Origin of the sequence: Streptomyces sp. enrichment culture, assembly GCF_964272895.1 — a bacterium.
Taxonomy (GTDB): domain Bacteria; phylum Actinomycetota; class Actinomycetes; order Streptomycetales; family Streptomycetaceae; genus Streptomyces.
Map to the genome: position 1 here is coordinate 3,684,802 of NZ_OZ186832.1, position 18,961 is coordinate 3,703,762.

Sequence of the window (18,961 nt, forward strand, 5' to 3'; positions counted from 1 at the left end):
CGTCCGAGGCCATCCTTTATATAGGACCTTCTTCGCCAAACGGATACATCACGGAAGTGGTCCGCGGACCACTCGGACGTCACACGTACCCCCGGACGGTGGCACCATGACGCGGTGACCCACGCACGACAGCATCACGTTCAGGTCGTCGCCCACCGCGGGGCCTCCGAGGACGCTCCGGAGCACACCCTGGCCGCGTACAGGAAGGCCATCGAGGACGGCGCGGACGCCCTTGAGTGCGATGTGCGGCTGACCGCGGACGGGCACCTCGTGTGCGTGCACGACCGCCGCGTCAACCGTACGTCCAACGGCCGCGGCGCCGTGTCCGCCCTGGAGCTCGCCGATCTCGCGGCCCTCGACTTCGGCTCCTGGAAGCGGGGCCAGGAGGAGCCCGACTGGGAGACCCGCCCCGAGGATCCCGAGGACACCTCCGTGCTCACCCTGGAACGGCTGCTCGAACTGGTCGCCGACGCCGGACGGCGGGTGGAGCTGGCCATCGAGACCAAGCACCCCACGCGCTGGGCGGGCCAGGTCGAGGAGCGGCTGCTGCACCTGCTGAAGCGGTTCGGACTGGACGCCCCCGCCTCGCCCGAGGAGTCCCAGGTGCGGGTGATGAGCTTCTCGGCACGCTCGCTGCACCGGGTGCGGGCCGCGGCGCCCACCCTGCCGACGGTCTACCTCATGCAGTTCGTCTCGCCGCGGCTGCGCGACGGCCGGCTGCCCGCGGGAGTGCGCATCGCGGGCCCGTCGATCCGGATCGTGCGCAGCCACCCGTCGTACGTGGAGCGGCTCAAGCGGGCCGGACACCAGGTGCACGTGTGGACCGTGAACGAGCCCGAGGACGTCGGACTCTGCCTGGACCTGGGCGTCGACGCCATCATCACCAACCGCCCGCGCGCGGTGGTCGACCTCCTCGGCCGGTGACCGAGCGCCCCCGGTGATCACGGGGTGTGCACCGGCGCATTCGCTGTGTGTCCGGTCGGGACGAATGCGTCACCGGAACGGGATTGGCCGGTTTCCGGTACAGGCCAATGGGGCATCCACACCGTGGCGTGGGGCGAAGGAGGTCTCGGGGGTGGCGTTGGTGGTGGCACAGGAGGTGCCCACGTCGTCGAGCATGGCCGTACCCCATGGCCCTGCGGGCGTGGGGGAAGCGAGACACCGCATGCGCGATCAGCTGCGCAGAGGTGGCGTGACCGAATCGGTCATCGACGATGCCGTACTGATCCTTTCCGAACTGCTGAGCAACGCGTGCAAGCACGGCCGGCCCCTGGGCGACGCCCTGGCCGGCGACGGCGACGTCCGGGCCGCATGGCGCGTGGACCCGGACGGCCGGCTCATGGTGGAGGTCACGGACGGCGGCGGCCCGACCCGCCCGGCCCCGTCCACCCCCTCGGTCACCGCGCACGGCGGCCGGGGGCTGAACATCATCACCGCGCTCGCCGACGACTGGGGCGTACGCGACGACATCCACGGCGAGGTCACCGTCTGGGTCGTGGTCCACGACGCGGTTCATGATCGCGGTGCCGCGCACCGCCGCGACGATTTCGCTACGCGCGTCACAGCGCCCGCCGTCCCGGCCCTGGTGGACCTGGACTTCGCGGACGCCTTCGACGAGTTGGACTAGAGGGGGCGGGACAGGCGGCTGCGCCGTGCGGTCGCTCCAGTCCTCGGTCACCCCAGTCCTCGGGCGCCCCAGCCCTCGGGCGCGCCCCAGCCCTCGCGCGAGCCGCCCCACGGGTCACGGAGGTTTCCACAACCCTCCCGCCGTCCACAGGATCCCGTCGCTCATGGCTCGAACGGCTAGGCTCCCGCCCGTACCAGACGAGCCGTAACCGGGAGACCCCACGATGGCCAAGAAGCGACCCCAGACGAAGGCCAAGCAGCCCCAGCTCACCGAGGGAGAGATCCCGGTCGTCGGTGCCCGCGAGCCGTGCCCCTGCGGCAGCGGCCGCCGCTACAAGGCATGTCACGGCCGCGCCGCCGCGCACGCCGTGACCGAGCTGGTGCACCGCCCGTTCGAGGGCCTGTCCGGTGAGTGCGACTGGGTCGCGCTGCGCGAGCTGGTGCCGGCCGCCACGGCGGAGCTGACCCTCAAGGACGGCCTGCCCGAGGGCGTCCCGTCGGTCACCCTGGCCACCGTGCTGCCCATGGCCTGGCCCGCGCTGCGCCGCGAGGACGGCTCGGTGCTCATCGGCCTGCAGAACGACACCGCGTCCGGCGACATCAGCCGCGACCTCGCCGACACCCTCCAGCGCGCGCTGGAGGCGAAGCCGGGCACGCCCGTCGAGGGCCGCCGCGCACCCGCCGGCGGTCCGCGCCTGCAGGACCTGCTCGACCCCGAGGCCCCGTTCGAGCCGGTCGTGCACAGCGGCTTCGAGTTCTGGGTCCCGGACGCCGAGAACGCCACCCCGGACGTGGCCGCCTCCCTGGAACGGGCCAACGCCGCCGCCATCCCGACCGTGAAGCTCGTGGGCGTGGACGCGGCGTACTGGTGCGAGACGCCCGAGAAGAACCATCTGCGGTGGGTCATGCCGCATCCCGAGGAGCGGCTTCTGGACGCGCTCGCGCGGCTGCACGCCGCCGGGCGCTCCAGCCTGGGCGAGGGCACCCGTCTGGTGGGCTCCTTCCGTGCTCACGGGCTCACGGTCCCGGTCTGGGACCTGCCGAGCGGGGTCGGCGCCGAGGATGTGGAGAAGCCGGCCGCCGAGTTCGGCGAGCGCCTCGCCGCGGCCCTCGCGACGGACGCGCCGCTCACCCCGGACGAGCGCCGGGCCCGCGGCGGCCTGACCAACCGACAGGTCACGCTCAGCTGACGCCCGGCGGACACCCTCGGGGTGGCTGACCGACCGGTCAGCCACCCCGCCCTTCGGACACCGGTGACACCGATCACAACTCCCGCTCGACACAGGCTCGATAGGTGTCCGAATAGCCAAGGGAAAAGCGAGATCGAATTTGCGAACAGCCGATCTCTTGTTACCGTTCCAGTAGCCCGGTTGCTGGTGCATCCCCCGTCGCCAGCAACCGGGTCTTCGCGTCTCTGGCCGCGCGGACGGATCGCGGTCGCGCGCCAACTCCCCGTGATCGCATCGGAGTTGACCCTAGGCGTTGCTCCCCGACCGCAGCAGCAGCGGACCGCCGGGCCGTGCGCCCGCGAATTCCGCGACGGCGGTGTAAAGCCCCGCCTCTCCCCGGCCGCGCTCGCGCGGCGTCTCGCAGGAGGCGGGCTCGTCGCCCGCGTTCACCGCACAGCGCATCTGCACGGTCCGCCCGCCGGGACCCAGAAGACTCAGCCACGCCTGGAGCGGCTCCCCGGTGCCGTTGCGGTAGTAGGTGCGCGCCCAGGTGTCCTCGCCCTGGGTCAGCACACAGGTCTGCGCCTCCACGCCTTCGGGAGAGGCGAGTTCGGGACCGCAGCGGGTGGCGGTGGCCGTGCCGAGGCCCAGCAGCGGCGGGGCGGGGGTGGCCGCGGGCGAGGGCGTCACCGAGGGGGCCTTGGCGTCGGCCGCAGGTGCGGAGGAGGCGGGCCGGCCGGGCGCGGGCAGTCGTACGGTCGTGCGCTCCTCGTCTCCCGCGGGGCCCGCGGACGCCACGGCCAGCGGGAGTGCGATGGCGCACGCCGCGACGCCCGCGAGGGCGAGGAGACGAAGGTTCATGAGGGGGACGATAACGAGCGGAAACGGGCGTCCCGTTCCGCCCGCGCCCGACACCCCTACAACTCGGGCGCGCTCACACCCGTACGAGTGAGGGCGTCGACGACCGCGTCCACCACGGCCTCCACGTCGGGGACCCAGGGGGAGGCCGAGCCGGGCAGCGGTGCGCGCTCCCAGCGCAGGGCGCCCTGGCCGGTGACGGACGGGGGCAGGGTGATGTAGCCGCCCTCGCCGTGGAAGCGCAGCGAGCCGGGGACGAAGTCCTTGGCGTACAGCAGTTCGCCCAACTGCTCCATGCTGTAGGGCCGGACGAGGATCGCCCAGCGGGCGGGCGAGGCGACGACCGGGCCGAGGCGCAGGCCGGCGCGGTCGAGGGCGTCGAGGGCGCGGGCGGCGGCCGGGGCGGGGAGGCTGACCGCGCAGGGGGCGGTGCCGCCGGTCGCGAGCACGATCGGGGCGGTCGGCCGGTTGGTCCACCACCAGCGGACCATGCGCTCGTCGCTGGTGGCCGCGAGCAGGCCGGGGTCGAAGGGGTGGGCTCCGGGCACCGTGCAGTCGGGGTCGGGGCAGGAGCAGCGGGACCGCGCCTGCGGATCGGCCGCCGCTCCGGGGAGCACGGGCCACTGCCACTGGGTCGCGAAGGTCAGGGCCGCGCCGATCAGCTCAGGCATCCTGTCGTCACGCCGGGACAGGAGCCTGCGTCGCCTTCCGAGGATCTCGCGCATGAGCGCTCGTTCCTTTCCGTTGCACGCCTGGCAACACCGTGGGCCACATCACACCATGTGTCGATCTCTGCACTGTGCGTACCTACCGGCGCATCACACCCCTGCGGGAAGCGCGGGGACCATCCTGCCGATCGAGCGTCGGGCTCCGGCCGTGTCGGCGACCGGGGCAACCAGCCGCCCGCTTCGGCCGGGCCGGCCGTTTCGTCCGTACTCGTCGTGCTTGCCGTACGTGTCGATCAAAAGCACGGGCGTGGCGGGGGGTGGCGAAGTCTGGCGTTTGCCGTTGCGCGTATTTCTCTCCGCCTCCGCCACGGGAGGATGGGGCACGGTCGTCGGTGGTTAAGACGCCCGGGTCCGTCACCAGGTTCCGGGCAGCCCCCGACCGCCCCTGGCCTTCACCGAGTACGTACCCAACACGACCGCTGTGACGCTCCGTCGAGCAAGCCCAGTCGACCGCAATAGGGCGTTGCCCGAGGCTGTTTTAAGCCAACTTTGCCTTTCCGTAAGAGGAACGTCCACCCATCCCGGAAACCTCATGGACACCAGGAATCCCAGCAGGACAATGCTGGACATCCCCTCACGAGTGCGTGTACATGTGGAGACACTGCTAGCGGCGCAGAATGACATGGGGGTTTGCGATGCTTTTGAGCAAAACGAACCGGTCGGAAAGCCGGACGCCATGAACGCCCCGCACCCTCCGAAAGTGGCCGGAATCGATTCAACGGTCCCCGCGCCCGCACACACTGTCGCGCCCGCGTCCGCCGCATCCGACGTCCCCCGCGTCACCACCGGCCCCGGCGCCCTCCTCCAGGACCGCCTCGCAGGCTGGGTCTCCGATCTCACCACCCTCCACGAACTCACCGAACGCCTGGTCCGCACCGCCACCCTCGCCGACGCCCTCCAGGAACTGCTGCGCGCCGGAGCCGCCCTGGTCGGCGCCCGCCGCGGCCTGATCGTGCTGGAACCCGGCGACGGCCTGGGCCCCCGCACCACCGTCGGCCTCGGCCTCGCACAGGCCGATCTCGGCCACATCGAGACCGTGCCGCGCGCCTCCCTGCCGTACGGCGAACTCCTCGACACCCCGGCCGGGCTGCCCGGCGGCGTGGCCGAGATCGTGCGCTCCGACCTGCTCGCCGAGGACGGACTCGACCCCCGCCACCGCGAGGTCGCCCGCCGCCTCGGCTTCGCCGCCAGCTACGCCCTGCCCCTGTCCACCGAGACCGCCGGCCGCCTGGGCGCCGCCGTCTGGCTGTACGACGAGCCGGCCGAACCGGTCGAACGCCAGCGTCACCTCGTGGGTCTGTACGCCCGCTCCGCCACCGAGCACCTCGCGCGGCTGCTGGAGGTCGAGCGCACCCGCGCGAGCATGGCCACCATGGCGGAGGAACTGCTGCCCTCCCGGCTGCCCCGCGTCGCCGGGGTCCAGCTCGCCGCCCGGCACCGCACCGGCCCCCGAGGCGGCGGCGACTGGTACGACGCGCTGCCGCTGCCCGACGCCGCGCTGGGCCTGGCCGTCGGCTCGGTCACCGGCTCCGGGCCGAGCGCGGTCGCCGCGATGGGCCGGCTGCGCGCCTCCCTGCGGGCGTACGCGGTGATGGAGGGCGAGGACCCGGTCGCCGTGCTGTCCGACCTGGAGCTGCTGCTGCGGCTGACCGAGCCCGCCCGCTCCGCGACCGCCCTGTTCGCCTACTGCGAGCCCGCCGCCCACAAGCTCACCCTGGCCGGCGCCGGGCACTGCCCGCCGCTGCTGGTCGGCGAGCGCCGCACCGAGTTCGTGGAGACGTCCGTCTCGGCGCCGCTCGGGATGCTCGCCTGCTGGGAGGCGCCCAGCGTGGAGATCCACGCCGAACCGGGAGAGACGGTTCTGCTCTACACGGACGGGCTGCTGCACCGCACCGGCGACCCCGTCGACCGCGCCTTCGCCCGGCTGCACGCGGCCGCCTCGGCGGTGCCGCGGGCACTGCGCCGCGACCCCGAGGCGCTCGCCGATCATGTGCTGCGCACCGTGCTGCCGGACGGGCTGGACACCGCCGACAGCGAGGAGGACGTGGTACTGATGGCGGCCCGCTTCGAGTGACCGCGCGTGAGCGCTTTCGGTAACAGGTCTTTCCGCCCTGGGCCCCCTTCCGTACGACCGTACGATGGAGGGGGTCCAGTGCCGTATCCAAGGAGGAAGACCGTGGCCGAAGAGCTCCCGGAGACCCTGGAGAACTCTGAAGAAGAGCCGATCAAGCAGCGGAAGAACGGCCTCTACCCGGGGGTGTCCGACGAGCTCGCCGAGAACATGAAGAGCGGCTGGGCGGACACCGAGCTGCACGACCTGGAGCCGATCCCGCAGGCCGCCGAGACCACCGCGCGCCGCGCCGCGCTCTCGGCCCGCTTCCCCGGTGAGCGCCTGGTGATCCCCGCGGGCAACCTGAAGACCCGCTCGAACGACACGGAGTACCCCTTCCGGGCCTCCGTGGAGTACGCGTACCTCACCGGCAACCAGACCGAGGACGGCGTGCTCGTCATGGAGCCCGTCTCCGGCGGCCACGAGGCCACGATCTACCTCCTGCCCCGCTCCGACCGGGAGAACGGCGAGTTCTGGCTGTCCGGCCAGGGCGAGCTGTGGGTCGGCCGCCGGCACTCGCTGACCGAGGCGGAGAAGCTGTACGGCATCCCCGCCTCCGATGTGCGCGAGCTGGCCGACAAGCTGCGCGAGGCCACCGGCCCGGTGCGGGTCGTCCGCGGCTACGACGCCGGGATCGAGGCCGCGCTGACCGACAAGGTCACCGCCGAGCGCGACGAGGAGCTGCGGGTCTTCCTCTCCGAGGCCCGTCTGGTCAAGGACGCGTTCGAGATCGGCGAGCTGCAGAAGGCCGTCGACTCGACCGTGCGCGGCTTCGAGGACGTCGTGAAGGTCCTCGACAAGGCCCAGGCCACCTCCGAGCGGTACATCGAGGGCACGTTCTTCCTCCGCGCCCGCGTGGAGGGCAACGACGTCGGCTACGGCACGATCGCCGCGGCCGGCCCGCACGCCTGCACGCTGCACTGGGTGCGCAACGACGGGCCCGTGCGCTCCGGTGACCTGCTGCTGCTGGACGCGGGCGTCGAGACGCACACGTACTACACCGCCGACGTCACGCGGACGCTGCCGGTCAACGGCCGGTTCACCGACATCCAGAAGAAGATCTACGACGCGGTGTACGAGGCCCAGGAGGCCGGGATCGCGGCGGTGCGGCCGGGCGCGAAGTACCGGGACTTCCACGACGCCGCCCAGCGGGTGCTGGCCGAGCGGCTCGTCGAGTGGGGGCTCGTCGAGGGGCCGGTCGAGCGGGTGCTGGAGCTGGGGCTGCAGCGGCGGTGGACGCTGCACGGCACCGGGCACATGCTCGGCATGGACGTCCACGACTGCGCGGCGGCGCGGGTCGAGTCGTACGTCGACGGGACGCTGGAGCCGGGCATGTGCCTGACCGTGGAGCCCGGACTGTACTTCCAGGCCGACGACCTGACCGTGCCCGAGGAGTACCGCGGGATCGGTGTGCGGATCGAGGACGACATCCTGGTGACCGAGGACGGGAACCGGAACCTGTCGGCCGCGCTGCCTCGCCGGTCGGACGAGGTCGAGGCGTGGATGGCGGGCCTGACGGGGTCGCAGGGCTGATCTGCCGGGGGCGGATGTCTGCGGCCGGTCACGCTCACGCGGGCCGGCCGCGGATGCCGCCGCGGGTGTGACGCCCGGCGGCTGCGTCGGTGGGGGCCCGCGTCCGGAAGGCGGGCGGCCCGCCAGACCGGCCAGGAGCCGGCCCGGATGCGGCCCGGAATCGCTGAAGCTCGGTCGAGCCCGGCCCGGAGTCGCTGAAGCTCGGTCGAGCCCGGCCCGGAGTCGCTGAAGCTCGGTCGAGACCGGCTCGGAGTCCGCTGAGGCGAGGTCGAGGCCGGCTCGGGGGTCGCTCGGGGTGGGCTCGGAGTGCGCTCACGGCGGCGGTGAGGCCGTCGGTGGGGGTCCGTCAGGACGCCGTCACCAGAGGCGCGTTGTCACGCCACTTCAGCATCTTGTCGAAGCTCACCACCGCCCCGCCCCGCCCCGGCGCGCTGCCGATGTGGACGTGGTCGGCGAGTTCCTCGATGAGGCACAGGCCCCGGCCGTGCTCGGCGTCCGGGCGGGCGGCGGGCCGCGCCGCGTGGCCGCGGCCGAAGCCCGGGCCCGAGTCGGCGACCTCGATCCGGCACTTCTCGCCGTCGAGGTAGGCCGTGACCCGGTACGCCTCCGAGGAGCCGCCCTCGGCGCCGTCGCCGCCGTGCTCCACGGCGTTGGCGCATGCCTCCGTGAGGGCGACGGACAGGTCGTAGGAGATGTCGGGGTCGACACCCGCGGTCTCCATGGTGCCGAGCAGCAGACGCCGGGCGAGCGGGACGCTCGCGGCCTCGCGCCGCAAATGGAGTGACCACCAGATGCTCATGCTCCAGCCTCCTGGCCGCGGCTCGACATACCGATACCTATTGCCACGAGTGCCCGAACGTAAGCGTTCATTCAGCGTGATGCCGCCCATATGGGGGATGCGCCGAGAGGGCTATTCGGTGTATGTGGGGCGGGAGAGTGCCGGACGGACCAGTCCGGACCGAAGGTGATCTTCGGCTCGTAGGGAATGTTGCGGACCTGCCGTGTGGCGACCGTGCGGCCAGTGCGATGATGAGCCCGCCATGTCTGCCCCCCACGCGCACACGACGCGCACCGGAGTACGGCTCCGGATCCTGCGGGCCGCGGTGTTCGCCGCGGCCTGCGTCGTGCTGTCCGGGGCCGGGCACGTCCTCGCCTCCTGCGCGGCGGTGCCGCTGTGGGCGCTCGGCGCGGGCTTCCTGGCGCTGCTGGCGATCGCGGTGCCGCTCGCCGGGCGGGAGCGCTCGCTGGCGGGCATCGCGGCGCTGCTGGCGGTCGGGCAGACGGTGCTGCACACCCTGTTCGGGCTGGGGCAGCACGGCACGGCGAGCGTGACCCAGGCCACGGGCGACGCGGTACTGGTCGAGCGCGCCGCACGGCTGCTGTGCGGAACCACCGCGGCGGCGCTCAGCCCCACCCAGGCGCACCGGATCCTCACCGACGCGCGGCTGCTGCCGTCGGGCGCCCCGGCGCACACCGCCCACGACCCGGCGGACGCGCTGTCCACCACGGCCGGCTCCTCCGCCTCCCTGCTGCCCTCGCTGCCGATGCTGCTCGGTCACGTCCTCGCGGCGCTGGCCGTCGGCTGGCTGATGCGCCGCGGCGATCTGGCGCTGCTGCGGCTGATCCGGCTGTCGGCGCACGGGGTGGCCGAAGGGGCGCTCGTCCGCTCCCTGCGCGGGGCGCTCGCGCTGGTGCGCGCCCTGTGCGCCGGGCTTCCGGACGCCCCCGGAACGGGACCGCGTGCCCCGCGCCCCGTTCTGCTCGCGCCCCCCGAACTGCGGACCACCGCACTCCAGCACACGGTGATCCGGCGCGGCCCGCCCGCCGCGCTCGCCCTGGCCGCCTGACGCGACCGCACCGCCCCGAGGATCCTCCGCGATCCGGTGGGAGGGGCCGGCCGCCGTCCCGCGGCCCCGCGCGCGCGTGCGCCCGTGCCGCCGCTGTGACGTTTTCTCTCGTGACCGGCGGTCACCTGCGCGCGTCCGTATCCCTCTTCATCACCGGACCACCGGATCTCACTCGAAGTGGAGTGCTTGCTGTCATGAAGGCTTCCCGTATCGCCGCCCTCGGTGCCGTCGCCGGCTGTGCCGTGCTCACGCTGGCCTCGCCCGCGCTCGCGCACGTGTCCGTCCAGCCGGAGGGCACCGCCGCCAAGGGCGGTTACGCGGTCGTCGGCTTCAAGGTGCCCAACGAGCGCGACAACGCCTCGACCACCAAGCTCGAGGTGAACTTCCCCGCCGAGCACCCGCTGTCCTCGGTCATGCCGCAGCCGGTCACCGGCTGGAAGATCGACATCACCAAGTCCAAGCTGGCCAAGCCGCTGGAGGTGCACGGCCGGCAGATCACCGAGGCCGTCACCAAGGTGACCTGGACGGCCACGGGCAAGGGCATCGAGCCCGGCTACTTCCAGAAGTTCCCCGTCAACATCGGCGCCCTGCCCGAGGACGCGGACGAACTGGTCTTCAAGGCGATCCAGACGTACTCCAACAAGGAGGTCGTGCGCTGGATCGAGGTGCCGCAGGGCGAGGAGGAGCCGGAGAACCCGGCGCCGGTGCTCGCGCTGTCCGCCGCCGAGGAGGACCACCACGGCTCGGGCGGCGCCGGCAAGCCGTCGGACGAGCCCTCCTCCGACGCCGGCCAGGCCGCCGCCGAGAAGAGCACCTCGGCCGCCGCCGAGGAGGCGTCCGACGACAGCACCGACACCACCGCCCGCGTCCTCGGCGTCGTGGGCATCGTCGTCGGCGCGGCCGGTGTCGCCTACGGTGTGCTGGCCGGACGCCGGCGCTCCGCCTGACGCAACCACCTCGGTGGGCGCCGGGACCCCGTCCGTCCCGGCGCTCGCCGGAGCACTCACCTCTGGGATACCTCTCCATGCGCACTAAGAAGCTCGCCGTCGCCGCGCTGCTCGCCTCCGCCTCCCTGACCCTGTCCGCGTGCGGCGGCGGTGACGACGACAGCGCCTCGCCCGTCTCCGTGGTCTCCGAGGAGTCCGGCTCGGCCAAGGCCGCCACCGTCCTCGACAAGCCCTTCGAGAAGCCGGACCTGGTCCTGACCGACACCACCGGCAAGCCGTACGACCTCCGCAAGGAGACCGCGGGCAAGCCGACGCTGATCTACTTCGGCTACACCAACTGCCCCGACGTCTGCCCGCTGACGATGAACAACATCGCCGTCGCCAAGAAGTCGCTGTCCAAGGCGCAGCAGGACCGGCTGCGGGTGGTCTTCGTCACCACCGACCCCGAGCGCGACACCCCCGCCGCCCTCGGCAAGTGGCTCAAGGGCATCGACCCCCAGGTCATCGGCCTGAGCGGCGACTTCCCCACCATCCAGGCCGGCGCCCGCACCCTCGGCATCGCCATCGACGCGCCGAAGAAGGAGAAGGGCAAGGTCGTCTCCATGCACGGCACCCAGGTCATCGCCTTCTCCCCGAAGACCGACGCCGGGTACGTGCTCTACGGCGAGGACGCCACCGTCGACGACTACACCAAGGACCTCCCCAAGCTGATCGAGGGGGAGAAGCCGTGAGGCACCTCGCCCTCGTGCTGACCGGCGCGCTGGCCCTCGCCCTGACCGGCTGCGGCGGTGAGGAGTCCGATCCGGCCGACCTGTCCGTCAGCGGCGCCTATATGCCCCAGCCCGTCTCGGACATGGCGGCGGGCTTTCTGACCATCGCCAACAAGGGCGACCGGGACGCCGAGCTGACCGGGGTCACCAGCGATCTCGGCGAGGTCACCGTCCACGAGACCGTCGGGCAGTCCATGCGGGAGGTCTCCTCCCTCGACGTGCCGGCCCACGGCACGCTCGTGCTGGAGAGCGGCGGCAGCCATCTGATGTTCGACAAGCTCCGGCGAAAGCCGAGGGAGGGTCAGACGGTCTCCCTCACCCTGCGCTTCACCGGCCACGACCCGATCGAGGTCGAGCTGCCGGTCAAACCGGCGACCTACCGCCCCACGTCCGGGAATTGAGGGAGGGACCACCTTGACGCAGTCCATCGCCCCCCGCCTGCGCACCCTGGCGCTGCTGCTCCTGGCCGTGACCGGCATGCTCCTCGCCGGGGCCGCGCCGGCCTCCGCGCACGCCGCGCTCACCGGAAGCGACCCCCGGCAGGGGGCGGTGGTCGCCAAGGCCCCGCAGCAGGTCTCGCTCACCTTCTCCGAGGCCGTCTCGCTGTCCGACGACTCGCTGCGCGTGTTCGACCCACGGGGCGAGCGCGCCGACACCGGCAAGCCGGCCGGCAGCGGCGGCACGACCTACTCCGTCAAGCTGCACTCGGGGCTGCCCGACGGCACGTACACGGTGACCTACCAGGTCGTCTCCGCCGACAGCCACCCCGTCTCCGGTGCCTTCACCTTCTCCATCGGCGCGCCCTCGGCGACCACCGTCTCCGTCGCCGACCAGGCCGCGGGCGACGGGGTGGTGGGCCGGCTCTACGGGTTCGCGCGGTTCCTGTCCTACGCCGGGTTCATCGTGCTGGTCGGCGGCTCCGCCTTCGTCCTCCTGTGCTGGCAGCGCGGCGCCGGGGTGCGGCTCGTGCAGCGCACGGTCGTCTCCGGCTGGGTCACGCTGACCGCGGCCACGCTCAGCCTGATGCTGCTGCGCGGCTCGTACACGACCTCGTCCGACCTCGCCGACGTCTTCGACCTGGAGCTGCTCGGGCAGGTGCTGGAGACCAAGACCGGCGCCTCCCTGGCCTCACGGCTGCTGCTGCTCGCGGCGGCGGCGCTGTTCATCGCCGTGCTCTTCGGCGCGTACGACAAGCGGGAGGGCCAGGAGAAGCGGGATCTGGTCTTCGGGCTGGCGATCGGCGGCGGGGTCGTGGCCGCCGGGCTCGCCGCGAGCTGGGCGATGGCCGAGCACGCCTCCACCGGCATCCAGACCGGTATCGCCATGCCGGTCGACATCGTCCACATGCTGGCCGTGGCCCTGTGGCTCGGCGGTCTGGGCACCTTGCTTCTCGCGCTGTTCCGGGCGCCGGTGGAGACCCCGGTGGACACGGCCGCCGTACGCCGCTTCTCGCGTCTCGCCCTCGGCAGCGTGATCACGCTGGCCGCGACCGGGCTCTACCAGTCCTGGCGTCAGGTCGGCTCCTGGTCCGCGCTGACCGGGACCCGGTACGGGCAGCTGCTCCTGATCAAGATCGGGCTCGTCGCCGTGCTGGTCGGCGTCGCCTGGATCTCGCGCCGCTGGACCTCGCGGCTGGGGGAGACGCCGGTGGCCGCGCAGACGCGGGAGACGGTGTCCGTGGGGGCCGTCGCGGCCGAGGGCGACGAGGGCGTTTCCGGTGCCGGGGCCGCGGACGGGGGCAAGGACACGCCCCGTGGCGAGGCTGCCGGGGAGGGCTCCGCAGACGATGTCGATCCCGGTCGGGCCGCGCAGCTCGCCCGGCAGCGGGCCGCCGCGGAGGCCGCTCGGCGCAAGCAGGCGCGGGACGCCGATCCGCAGCGCTTTCGGTTGCGCCGCTCCGTGCTCGCCGAGGCGTCCATCGCCGTCGTGGTGCTGGTCGTGGCCACCATGCTGACGTCCACCGAGCCGGGCCGTACCGAGGAGGAGGCCGAGGCCGCGACGGCTGCGGCCGCGGTGGCCCCGGCGTCCGGCACGCTCACCCTGGACATGCCGTTCGACACCGGTGGCCAGGACGGCAAGGGCCTCGTCCGGGTGGAGCTGGACCCCGCGCGGGTCGGCGGCAACGAGATGCACCTCTACGTCGAGCGGCCCAACGGCCGCGCCTTCGACGTCCCCGAGCTGAAGGTGTCCTTCACCCTCGAGTCCAAGGACGTCGGGCCGCTGCCCGTCGTCCCGGACCGCATCACCACCGGACACTGGGCGGCGAGCGGAGTGCAGCTCCCCATGGCCGGCGACTGGAAGATCGCCGTGACCGTGCGCACCTCCGACATCGACCAGGTGACCGTCGACAAGAACGCGAAGATCGGCTGAACCACCCATGGCTGACCAGTCCCTCCCCGACGCCCGTACCTCCGTCGAGGACCCCGCCGCCCCCACCGCCCCCGCCCCGTTGGCCGCCCCGGCCGGCGGGGGCGTCTCCCGGCGCGCCCTGCTCGCCGGCGCCGGAGCCACCGGTGTCGCGCTCGGCGCGGCGGGCGGCGGCGCCGTCGGCTACGCGGCCGCCCCGGAAGCGACCACCCCGCTCACCTCGGTCGGCAGCGGGCGGGCGATGTTTCACGGGAAACATCAGCCCGGCATCACCGACCCGCTCCAGTCCCGCGGCCACCTCGTCGCCTTCGACCTGGCTCCCGGCGCCGGGCGCAAGGAGGCCGCCGCGCTGCTGCGCCGCTGGTCGGACACGGCACGGCGGCTGATGGCGGGCGAGCCCTCGGCCCACGGCGACACGGACATCGCCCGTGACGCGGGGCCCTCCTCCCTGACGGTCACCTTCGGCTTCGGGCACAGCTTCTTCGGCCGTACGGGGCTGGTGAAGCAGCGGCCGGTGTCCCTGGACCCGCTGCCGGACTTCTCCTCCGACCAGCTGGACAAGGCGCGCAGCAACGGCGATCTGTGGGTGCAGATCGGCGCGAACGACGCGCTGGTCGCCTTCCACGCCCTGCGCGCGATCCAGAAGGACGCCGGTTCCGCGGCGCGGGTGCGCTGGCAGATGAACGGGTTCAACCGGTCGCCGGGTGCCACCGCGCACCCGATGACGGCCCGCAATCTGATGGGCCAGATGGACGGCACCCGCAATCCGAAGCCGTCCGAGCCGGACTTCGACCAGCGGATCTTCGTGCCCGCCTCGGGGGCGAAGGACCCGGAGTGGATGGCGAACGGCTCCTACGCCGTCGTGCGCCGGATCCGGATGCTGCTGGACGACTGGGAGAAGCTGTCGCTCAGGGCGCAGGAGAACGTCATCGGGCGCCGCAAGGCGGACGGGGCGCCGCTGTCGGGGGGTTCGGAGACGACGGAGATGGACCTGGAGAAGGTCGACGCCGAGGGGAACCTGGTCGTGCCGATCGACGCGCACGCGCGGATCAGCCGGCCCGACCAGAACGGGGGCGCGGCGATGCTGCGGCGGCCCTTCTCCTTCCACGACGGCATCGACGCGGACGGGGTGCCGGACGCGGGGCTGCTGTTCATCTGCTGGCAGGCCGATCCGCTGCGCGGCTTCGTGCCGGTGCAGCGCAAGCTGGACCGCGGGGACGCGCTGTCGCGGTTCGTCCGGCACGAGGCGAGCGGGTTGTTCGCGGTGCCGGGCGGGGCGGCGGAGGGGGAGTATGTGGGTCAGCGGCTGCTGGAGGGCTGAGGCGGCGTGTCGCGGGGTGCCGGCAGCATCGGCTCGGCTTCGTGGGCTTTCGCGGTTCAAACCACCCGCACGGGTGGTTGTGGTGAGACGGGCCCGCCGGGCGGGGCTGCGGCCATTAGGGTGAGGACATGCCAGCGAGCTATGCGTATCTCGGCCCCGAGGGCACCTTCACCGAAGTCGCCCTGCGCACGCTCCCGGAGGCGGCGACCCGGGAGCTGGTGCCGTATGTGTCCGTGCAGTCCGCGCTGGACGCGGTGCGCACCGGGGAGGCCGAGGCCGCGTTCGTGCCGATCGAGAACTCCGTCGAGGGCGGCATCACCACCACCCTGGACGAGCTGGTCGCGGGCGCCCCGCTGATGATCTACCGCGAGGTGCTGCTGTCGATCACCTTCGCGCTGCTGGTGCGGCCCGGCACCCAGCTGTCGGAGATCAAGACGGTCTCCGCGCACCCGGCCGCCCAGCCGCAGGTGCGCAACTGGCTGAAGAAGAACCTCCCGGACGCCCACTGGGAGTCCGCCGCCTCCAACGCGGACGCCGCCCGCCTGGTGCAGGAGGGGCGCTACGACGCCGCCTTCGCCGGTGAGTTCGCCGCCGCCCGGTACGGACTGGAGGCCCTGGAGACCGGGATCCATGACGCGGAGAACGCGCAGACGCGGTTCGTGCTGGTGGGGCGGCCCGCCCGGCCCGCCGCGCCGACCGGCGCCGACAAGACGTCCGTGGTGCTGTGGCAGCGCGACGACCACCCCGGTGGGCTGCGCGATCTGCTCGGCGAGTTCGCCGCGCGCGGCATCAACCTGATGCTGCTCCAGTCCCGGCCGACGGGCGCCGGCATCGGCAACTACTGCTTCTGCATCGACGCCGAGGGCCATATCTCCGACCGCCGGGTGGCCGAGGCCCTGATGGGGCTGAAGCGGATCTGCCTGGATGTGCGGTTCCTCGGCTCCTACCCGCGCGCGGACGTGACCGCCGCGGACGTCAGCGCCCCGCGCCAGGGCACGTCGGACAAGGACTTCGTCGAGGCGGCGGACTGGGTGGCGCGCTGCCAGGACGGCCGTTTCTAGTCGGATTTTCGTTATCCACAGAAGTTATCCACAGGCCCACTTCTCGACCTGTGCACAAGTCGACATCGAAGGGGCACGCAGTCGACAAATCGCCCCGGATGGATCAAGTGCGGCCACCGGGGCGTAAGTCACCCTTCGTCCACTCGTTTCCTTTGATCAATCCTTTGGGGCGACGCATTTCCACTCGAAGGTGGGCGTGAAGAAGGTTTGTCCAGGGAATCGCAGGAGGAGTCGACGCTTAGCGGAGTGATCAATTCCGATGTCCACAGATCTTCCGCACAGCCTGTGGATAACTTTCTCGCGGCTGTGGATCCCTGTGGACAAGAGGCGGCCGACGACCCCCAAGTGCCGCTCCCCGCAAGGGAATCCGGTCAACCGGGCACCCCGCGCATGCCCCGCCCCAGGGAGTGAGACACTTTTTATTGACAGCCTCCGACACAGAAGACAATTCCCCCATAACGGTAGGTAAGCCGCGCTTCGGAATAGTGAGTCGTGAGCCGTCACCCGTCACCGGTAGCCTTGAGCACGTGATTGACCTTCGCCTGCTCCGTGAGGACCCCGACCGTGTGCGCGCGTCCCAGCGCGCCCGTGGAGAGGACGTCGCGCTCGTCGACGCTCTCCTGTCTGCCGACGAGCGGCGCAGGTCGTCCGGCGTCCGCTTCGACGAGCTCCGTTCCGAGCAGAAGGCGCTCGGCAAGCTGATCCCCAAGGCCACGCCCGAGGAGCGCGCCGAGCTGCTGCAGAAGGCCGAGCAGCTCAAGGCCGATGTGAAGGCCGCCGAGGCCGCGCAGAACGAGGCCGACGAGGAGACCAAGCGCCTCGCACTGGCCCTCGGCAACCTCGTCCACCCCGACGTCCCGGTCGGCGGCGAGGAGGACTTCGTCGTCCTGGAGACGCACGGAACCATCCGCGACTTCGCCGCCGAGGGCTTCGAGCCCAAGGACCACCTGGAGCTCGGCGAGGCCCTCGGCGCCATCGACGTCGAGCGCGGCGCCAAGGTGTCCGGCTCGCGCTTCTACTACCTGACCGGCGTCGGCGCCCTGCTGGAGCTGGCCCTGGTCAACGCGGCGATCGCCCAGGCCACCGAGGCCGGGTTCATCCCGATGCTGACCCCCGCGCTGGTCCGCCCGCGCGCCATGGAGGGCACCGGCTTCCTCGGCCAGGCCGCGGAGAACGTGTACCACCTGGAGAAGGACGACTACTACCTGGTCGGCACCTCCGAGGTCCCGCTCGCCGCGTACCACATGGACGAGATCCTGGACGCCGACCAGCTGCCGCTGCGCTACGCCGGGTTCTCGCCGTGCTTCCGCCGCGAGGCCGGTACCTACGGCAAGGACACCCGCGGCATCTTCCGCGTGCACCAGTTCGACAAGGTCGAGATGTTCTCCTACGTGGCCCCCGAGGACGCGGAGAACGAGCACAAGCGGCTCCTGGAGTGGGAGAAGCAGTGGCTGACCGGCCTCGAACTGCCCTTCCAGGTGATCGACGTGGCCTCGGCCGACCTGGGCGCGTCCGCCTCGCGCAAGTACGACTGCGAGGCGTGGATCCCGACGCAGGGCAAGTACCGCGAGCTGACCTCGGCCTCCAACTGCGACACCTTCCAGGCCCGCCGCCTGTCCGTGCGCATGCGGGACGGCAAGCAGGTCAAGCCGCTGGCCACGCTCAACGGCACCCTGTGCGCCGTACCGCGCACGATCGTGGCGCTCCTGGAGAACCACCAGCAGGCCGACGGCTCGGTGCGGGTGCCCGAGATGCTGCGGCCCTACCTCGGTGGCCGTGAGGTGCTGGAGCCGGTGGCCAAGTGACCACCGGGTTCCCCTACCGGCTGATCGCCACCGATCTCGACGGAACGCTCCTGCGCTCCGACGAGTCGGTCTCCGAGCGCACCCGTGAGGCGCTCGCCGCGGCCACCGCGGCGGGCGCCGCCCACATCGTGGTGACGGGACGTTCCGTGCCGTGGACCCGGCACATCCTCGACGACCTGGGCTACCAGGGCCTCGCGGTGTGCGGGCAGGGCGCGCAGGTCTATGACGCCGGGGAGAACCGGCTGCTGACGTCCGTGACACTGGACCGGCAGCTGGCCGGGGTCGCCCTCGCCAAGATCGAGGCGGAGGTGGGTCCGCTGTATCTGGCGGCCAGCCGTGACGGTCTGGACGGCGATGTGCTGGTGGGGCCGGGATACGCGCTCACCGGGGAGCTTCCGGCCACGCCGTTCACGGACGCGGCGGACATCTGGTCGGCGCCGCTGAACAAGATCTACCTCCAGCATCCTTCGCTGTCCGACGACGAGCTGGCGGAAGCCTCCCGGCAGGCGGCGGGTGGGTTCGTGTCCGTGGCCATGGCCGGCGCGGGCATCGTGGAGCTGCTGCCGCTGGGGTTGTCGAAGGCGACGGGGCTCTCTCTGGCGGCTCGGCGTCTGGATGTCAAGGCCGCGGAGACGATCGCCTTCGGCGACATGCCGAACGACGTGCCGATGTTCGGGTGGGCGGCTCGGGGTGTGGCCATGGCCAACGCCCATGACGAGCTCAAGGCCGTGGCGGACGAGGTGACGGCCTCCAACGAGGAGGACGGCATCGCCGTCGTCCTGGAGCGTCTGCTGGGCTGAGGTGGTCGTACGACGACCC

The 18,961-nt window shown here is 72.2% G+C and carries 17 protein-coding genes; 14 read left to right on the top strand and 3 right to left on the bottom strand.

Annotation, left to right across the window (positions count from 1 at the left end):
• Positions 1-114: 114 nt before the first annotated feature.
• The 3 genes from ACSU6M_RS16685 to ACSU6M_RS16695 all read left to right on the top strand — a co-directional run bounded on the left by ACSU6M_RS16685 (position 115) and on the right by ACSU6M_RS16695 (position 2,816).
• Positions 115-924, top strand: a complete 810-nt coding sequence (locus tag ACSU6M_RS16685; RefSeq protein ID WP_437070505.1) for a glycerophosphodiester phosphodiesterase — start codon at positions 115-117, stop codon at positions 922-924.
• A gap of 64 nt (positions 925-988) precedes the next feature.
• On the top strand, positions 989-1,627 hold the full coding sequence (locus ACSU6M_RS16690) for an ATP-binding protein (protein ID WP_437070506.1): 639 nt from the start codon (positions 989-991) through the stop codon (positions 1,625-1,627).
• A gap of 223 nt (positions 1,628-1,850) precedes the next feature.
• Positions 1,851-2,816 carry a DUF5926 family protein gene (locus ACSU6M_RS16695; RefSeq protein ID WP_437070507.1) on the top strand — a complete coding sequence of 322 codons (966 nt, stop codon included), beginning with the start codon at positions 1,851-1,853 and terminating at the stop codon, positions 2,814-2,816.
• 285 nt (positions 2,817-3,101) lie between these two features.
• Here ACSU6M_RS16695 and ACSU6M_RS16700 read toward each other — a convergent pair whose 3' ends face one another.
• On the bottom strand, positions 3,102-3,656 hold the full coding sequence (locus ACSU6M_RS16700) for a hypothetical protein (RefSeq protein WP_437070508.1): 555 nt from the start codon (positions 3,654-3,656) through the stop codon (positions 3,102-3,104).
• A 56-nt stretch (positions 3,657-3,712) separates the two neighbouring features.
• Complete coding sequence (locus tag ACSU6M_RS16705; RefSeq protein WP_437070509.1) at positions 3,713-4,378, bottom strand: bifunctional DNA primase/polymerase; 666 nt, start codon at positions 4,376-4,378, stop codon at positions 3,713-3,715.
• Positions 4,379-4,940: 562 nt separating this feature from the next.
• Here ACSU6M_RS16705 and ACSU6M_RS16710 point away from each other — a divergent pair.
• Both ACSU6M_RS16710 and ACSU6M_RS16715 read left to right on the top strand, forming a co-directional pair.
• Positions 4,941-6,455 (top strand): PP2C family protein-serine/threonine phosphatase, encoded by a 1,515-nt coding sequence (locus ACSU6M_RS16710; protein WP_437070510.1) that lies wholly within the window; start codon positions 4,941-4,943, stop codon positions 6,453-6,455.
• Positions 6,456-6,557: 102 nt separating this feature from the next.
• Positions 6,558-8,024 carry an aminopeptidase P family protein gene (locus ACSU6M_RS16715; protein WP_437070511.1) on the top strand — a complete coding sequence of 489 codons (1,467 nt, stop codon included), beginning with the start codon at positions 6,558-6,560 and terminating at the stop codon, positions 8,022-8,024.
• A gap of 346 nt (positions 8,025-8,370) precedes the next feature.
• On the opposite strand, the gene ACSU6M_RS16720 is transcribed toward ACSU6M_RS16715, so the two are convergent.
• A complete protein-coding gene (locus tag ACSU6M_RS16720; RefSeq protein ID WP_437070512.1) occupies positions 8,371-8,823 on the bottom strand; it encodes an ATP-binding protein in 453 nt (150 codons plus the stop codon).
• A 241-nt stretch (positions 8,824-9,064) separates the two neighbouring features.
• On the opposite strand from ACSU6M_RS16720, the gene ACSU6M_RS16725 reads away from it, so the two are divergent.
• From ACSU6M_RS16725 to ACSU6M_RS16765, 9 genes are all read left to right on the top strand, one after another.
• Positions 9,065-9,871 carry a hypothetical protein gene (locus ACSU6M_RS16725; protein WP_437070513.1) on the top strand — a complete coding sequence of 269 codons (807 nt, stop codon included), beginning with the start codon at positions 9,065-9,067 and terminating at the stop codon, positions 9,869-9,871.
• 194 nt (positions 9,872-10,065) lie between these two features.
• A complete protein-coding gene (locus tag ACSU6M_RS16730; protein WP_437070514.1) occupies positions 10,066-10,818 on the top strand; it encodes a YcnI family copper-binding membrane protein in 753 nt (250 codons plus the stop codon).
• A gap of 77 nt (positions 10,819-10,895) precedes the next feature.
• Positions 10,896-11,549 (top strand): SCO family protein, encoded by a 654-nt coding sequence (locus ACSU6M_RS16735; RefSeq protein WP_437070515.1) that lies wholly within the window; start codon positions 10,896-10,898, stop codon positions 11,547-11,549.
• Positions 11,546-11,989 carry a copper chaperone PCu(A)C gene (locus tag ACSU6M_RS16740; protein WP_437070516.1) on the top strand — a complete coding sequence of 148 codons (444 nt, stop codon included), beginning with the start codon at positions 11,546-11,548 and terminating at the stop codon, positions 11,987-11,989. The genes ACSU6M_RS16735 and ACSU6M_RS16740 overlap by 4 nt, the downstream gene beginning before the upstream one ends.
• A gap of 13 nt (positions 11,990-12,002) precedes the next feature.
• The gene (locus ACSU6M_RS16745; protein ID WP_437070517.1) at positions 12,003-13,958 is read left to right on the top strand and encodes a copper resistance CopC/CopD family protein; all 1,956 of its coding nucleotides are present in this window, start codon (positions 12,003-12,005) and stop codon (positions 13,956-13,958) included.
• Positions 13,959-13,965: 7 nt separating this feature from the next.
• Positions 13,966-15,276 carry an iron uptake transporter deferrochelatase/peroxidase subunit gene (gene efeB, locus ACSU6M_RS16750; protein ID WP_437070518.1) on the top strand — a complete coding sequence of 437 codons (1,311 nt, stop codon included), beginning with the start codon at positions 13,966-13,968 and terminating at the stop codon, positions 15,274-15,276.
• 128 nt (positions 15,277-15,404) lie between these two features.
• Complete coding sequence (gene pheA, locus ACSU6M_RS16755) at positions 15,405-16,337, top strand: prephenate dehydratase (RefSeq protein ID WP_437070519.1); 933 nt, start codon at positions 15,405-15,407, stop codon at positions 16,335-16,337.
• Between the two features lie 527 nt (positions 16,338-16,864).
• Complete coding sequence (gene serS, locus ACSU6M_RS16760) at positions 16,865-18,142, top strand: serine--tRNA ligase (RefSeq protein WP_437070520.1); 1,278 nt, start codon at positions 16,865-16,867, stop codon at positions 18,140-18,142.
• Entirely contained in the window at positions 18,139-18,942 is an 804-nt protein-coding gene (locus tag ACSU6M_RS16765) for an HAD family hydrolase (protein WP_437070521.1), read from the top strand. The genes serS and ACSU6M_RS16765 overlap by 4 nt, the downstream gene beginning before the upstream one ends.
• Positions 18,943-18,961: the final 19 nt, after the last annotated feature.

What these genes read in the sequence shown, in the direction of transcription:
- ACSU6M_RS16690 (WP_437070506.1), top strand. Translation starts at nt 989, where the DNA reads ATGCGTCACCGGAACGGGATTGGCCGGTTTCCGGTACAGGCCAATGGG.
- ACSU6M_RS16695 (WP_437070507.1), top strand. Translation starts at nt 1,851, where the DNA reads ATGGCCAAGAAGCGACCCCAGACGAAGGCCAAGCAGCCCCAGCTCACC.
- ACSU6M_RS16700 (WP_437070508.1), bottom strand. Translation starts at nt 3,656, where the DNA reads ATGAACCTTCGTCTCCTCGCCCTCGCGGGCGTCGCGGCGTGCGCCATC.
- ACSU6M_RS16705 (WP_437070509.1), bottom strand. Translation starts at nt 4,378, where the DNA reads ATGCGCGAGATCCTCGGAAGGCGACGCAGGCTCCTGTCCCGGCGTGAC.
- ACSU6M_RS16710 (WP_437070510.1), top strand. Translation starts at nt 4,941, where the DNA reads ATGCTGGACATCCCCTCACGAGTGCGTGTACATGTGGAGACACTGCTA.
- ACSU6M_RS16720 (WP_437070512.1), bottom strand. Translation starts at nt 8,823, where the DNA reads ATGAGCATCTGGTGGTCACTCCATTTGCGGCGCGAGGCCGCGAGCGTC.
- ACSU6M_RS16725 (WP_437070513.1), top strand. Translation starts at nt 9,065, where the DNA reads ATGTCTGCCCCCCACGCGCACACGACGCGCACCGGAGTACGGCTCCGG.
- ACSU6M_RS16730 (WP_437070514.1), top strand. Translation starts at nt 10,066, where the DNA reads ATGAAGGCTTCCCGTATCGCCGCCCTCGGTGCCGTCGCCGGCTGTGCC.
- ACSU6M_RS16735 (WP_437070515.1), top strand. Translation starts at nt 10,896, where the DNA reads ATGCGCACTAAGAAGCTCGCCGTCGCCGCGCTGCTCGCCTCCGCCTCC.
- efeB (WP_437070518.1), top strand. Translation starts at nt 13,966, where the DNA reads ATGGCTGACCAGTCCCTCCCCGACGCCCGTACCTCCGTCGAGGACCCC.
- pheA (WP_437070519.1), top strand. Translation starts at nt 15,405, where the DNA reads ATGCCAGCGAGCTATGCGTATCTCGGCCCCGAGGGCACCTTCACCGAA.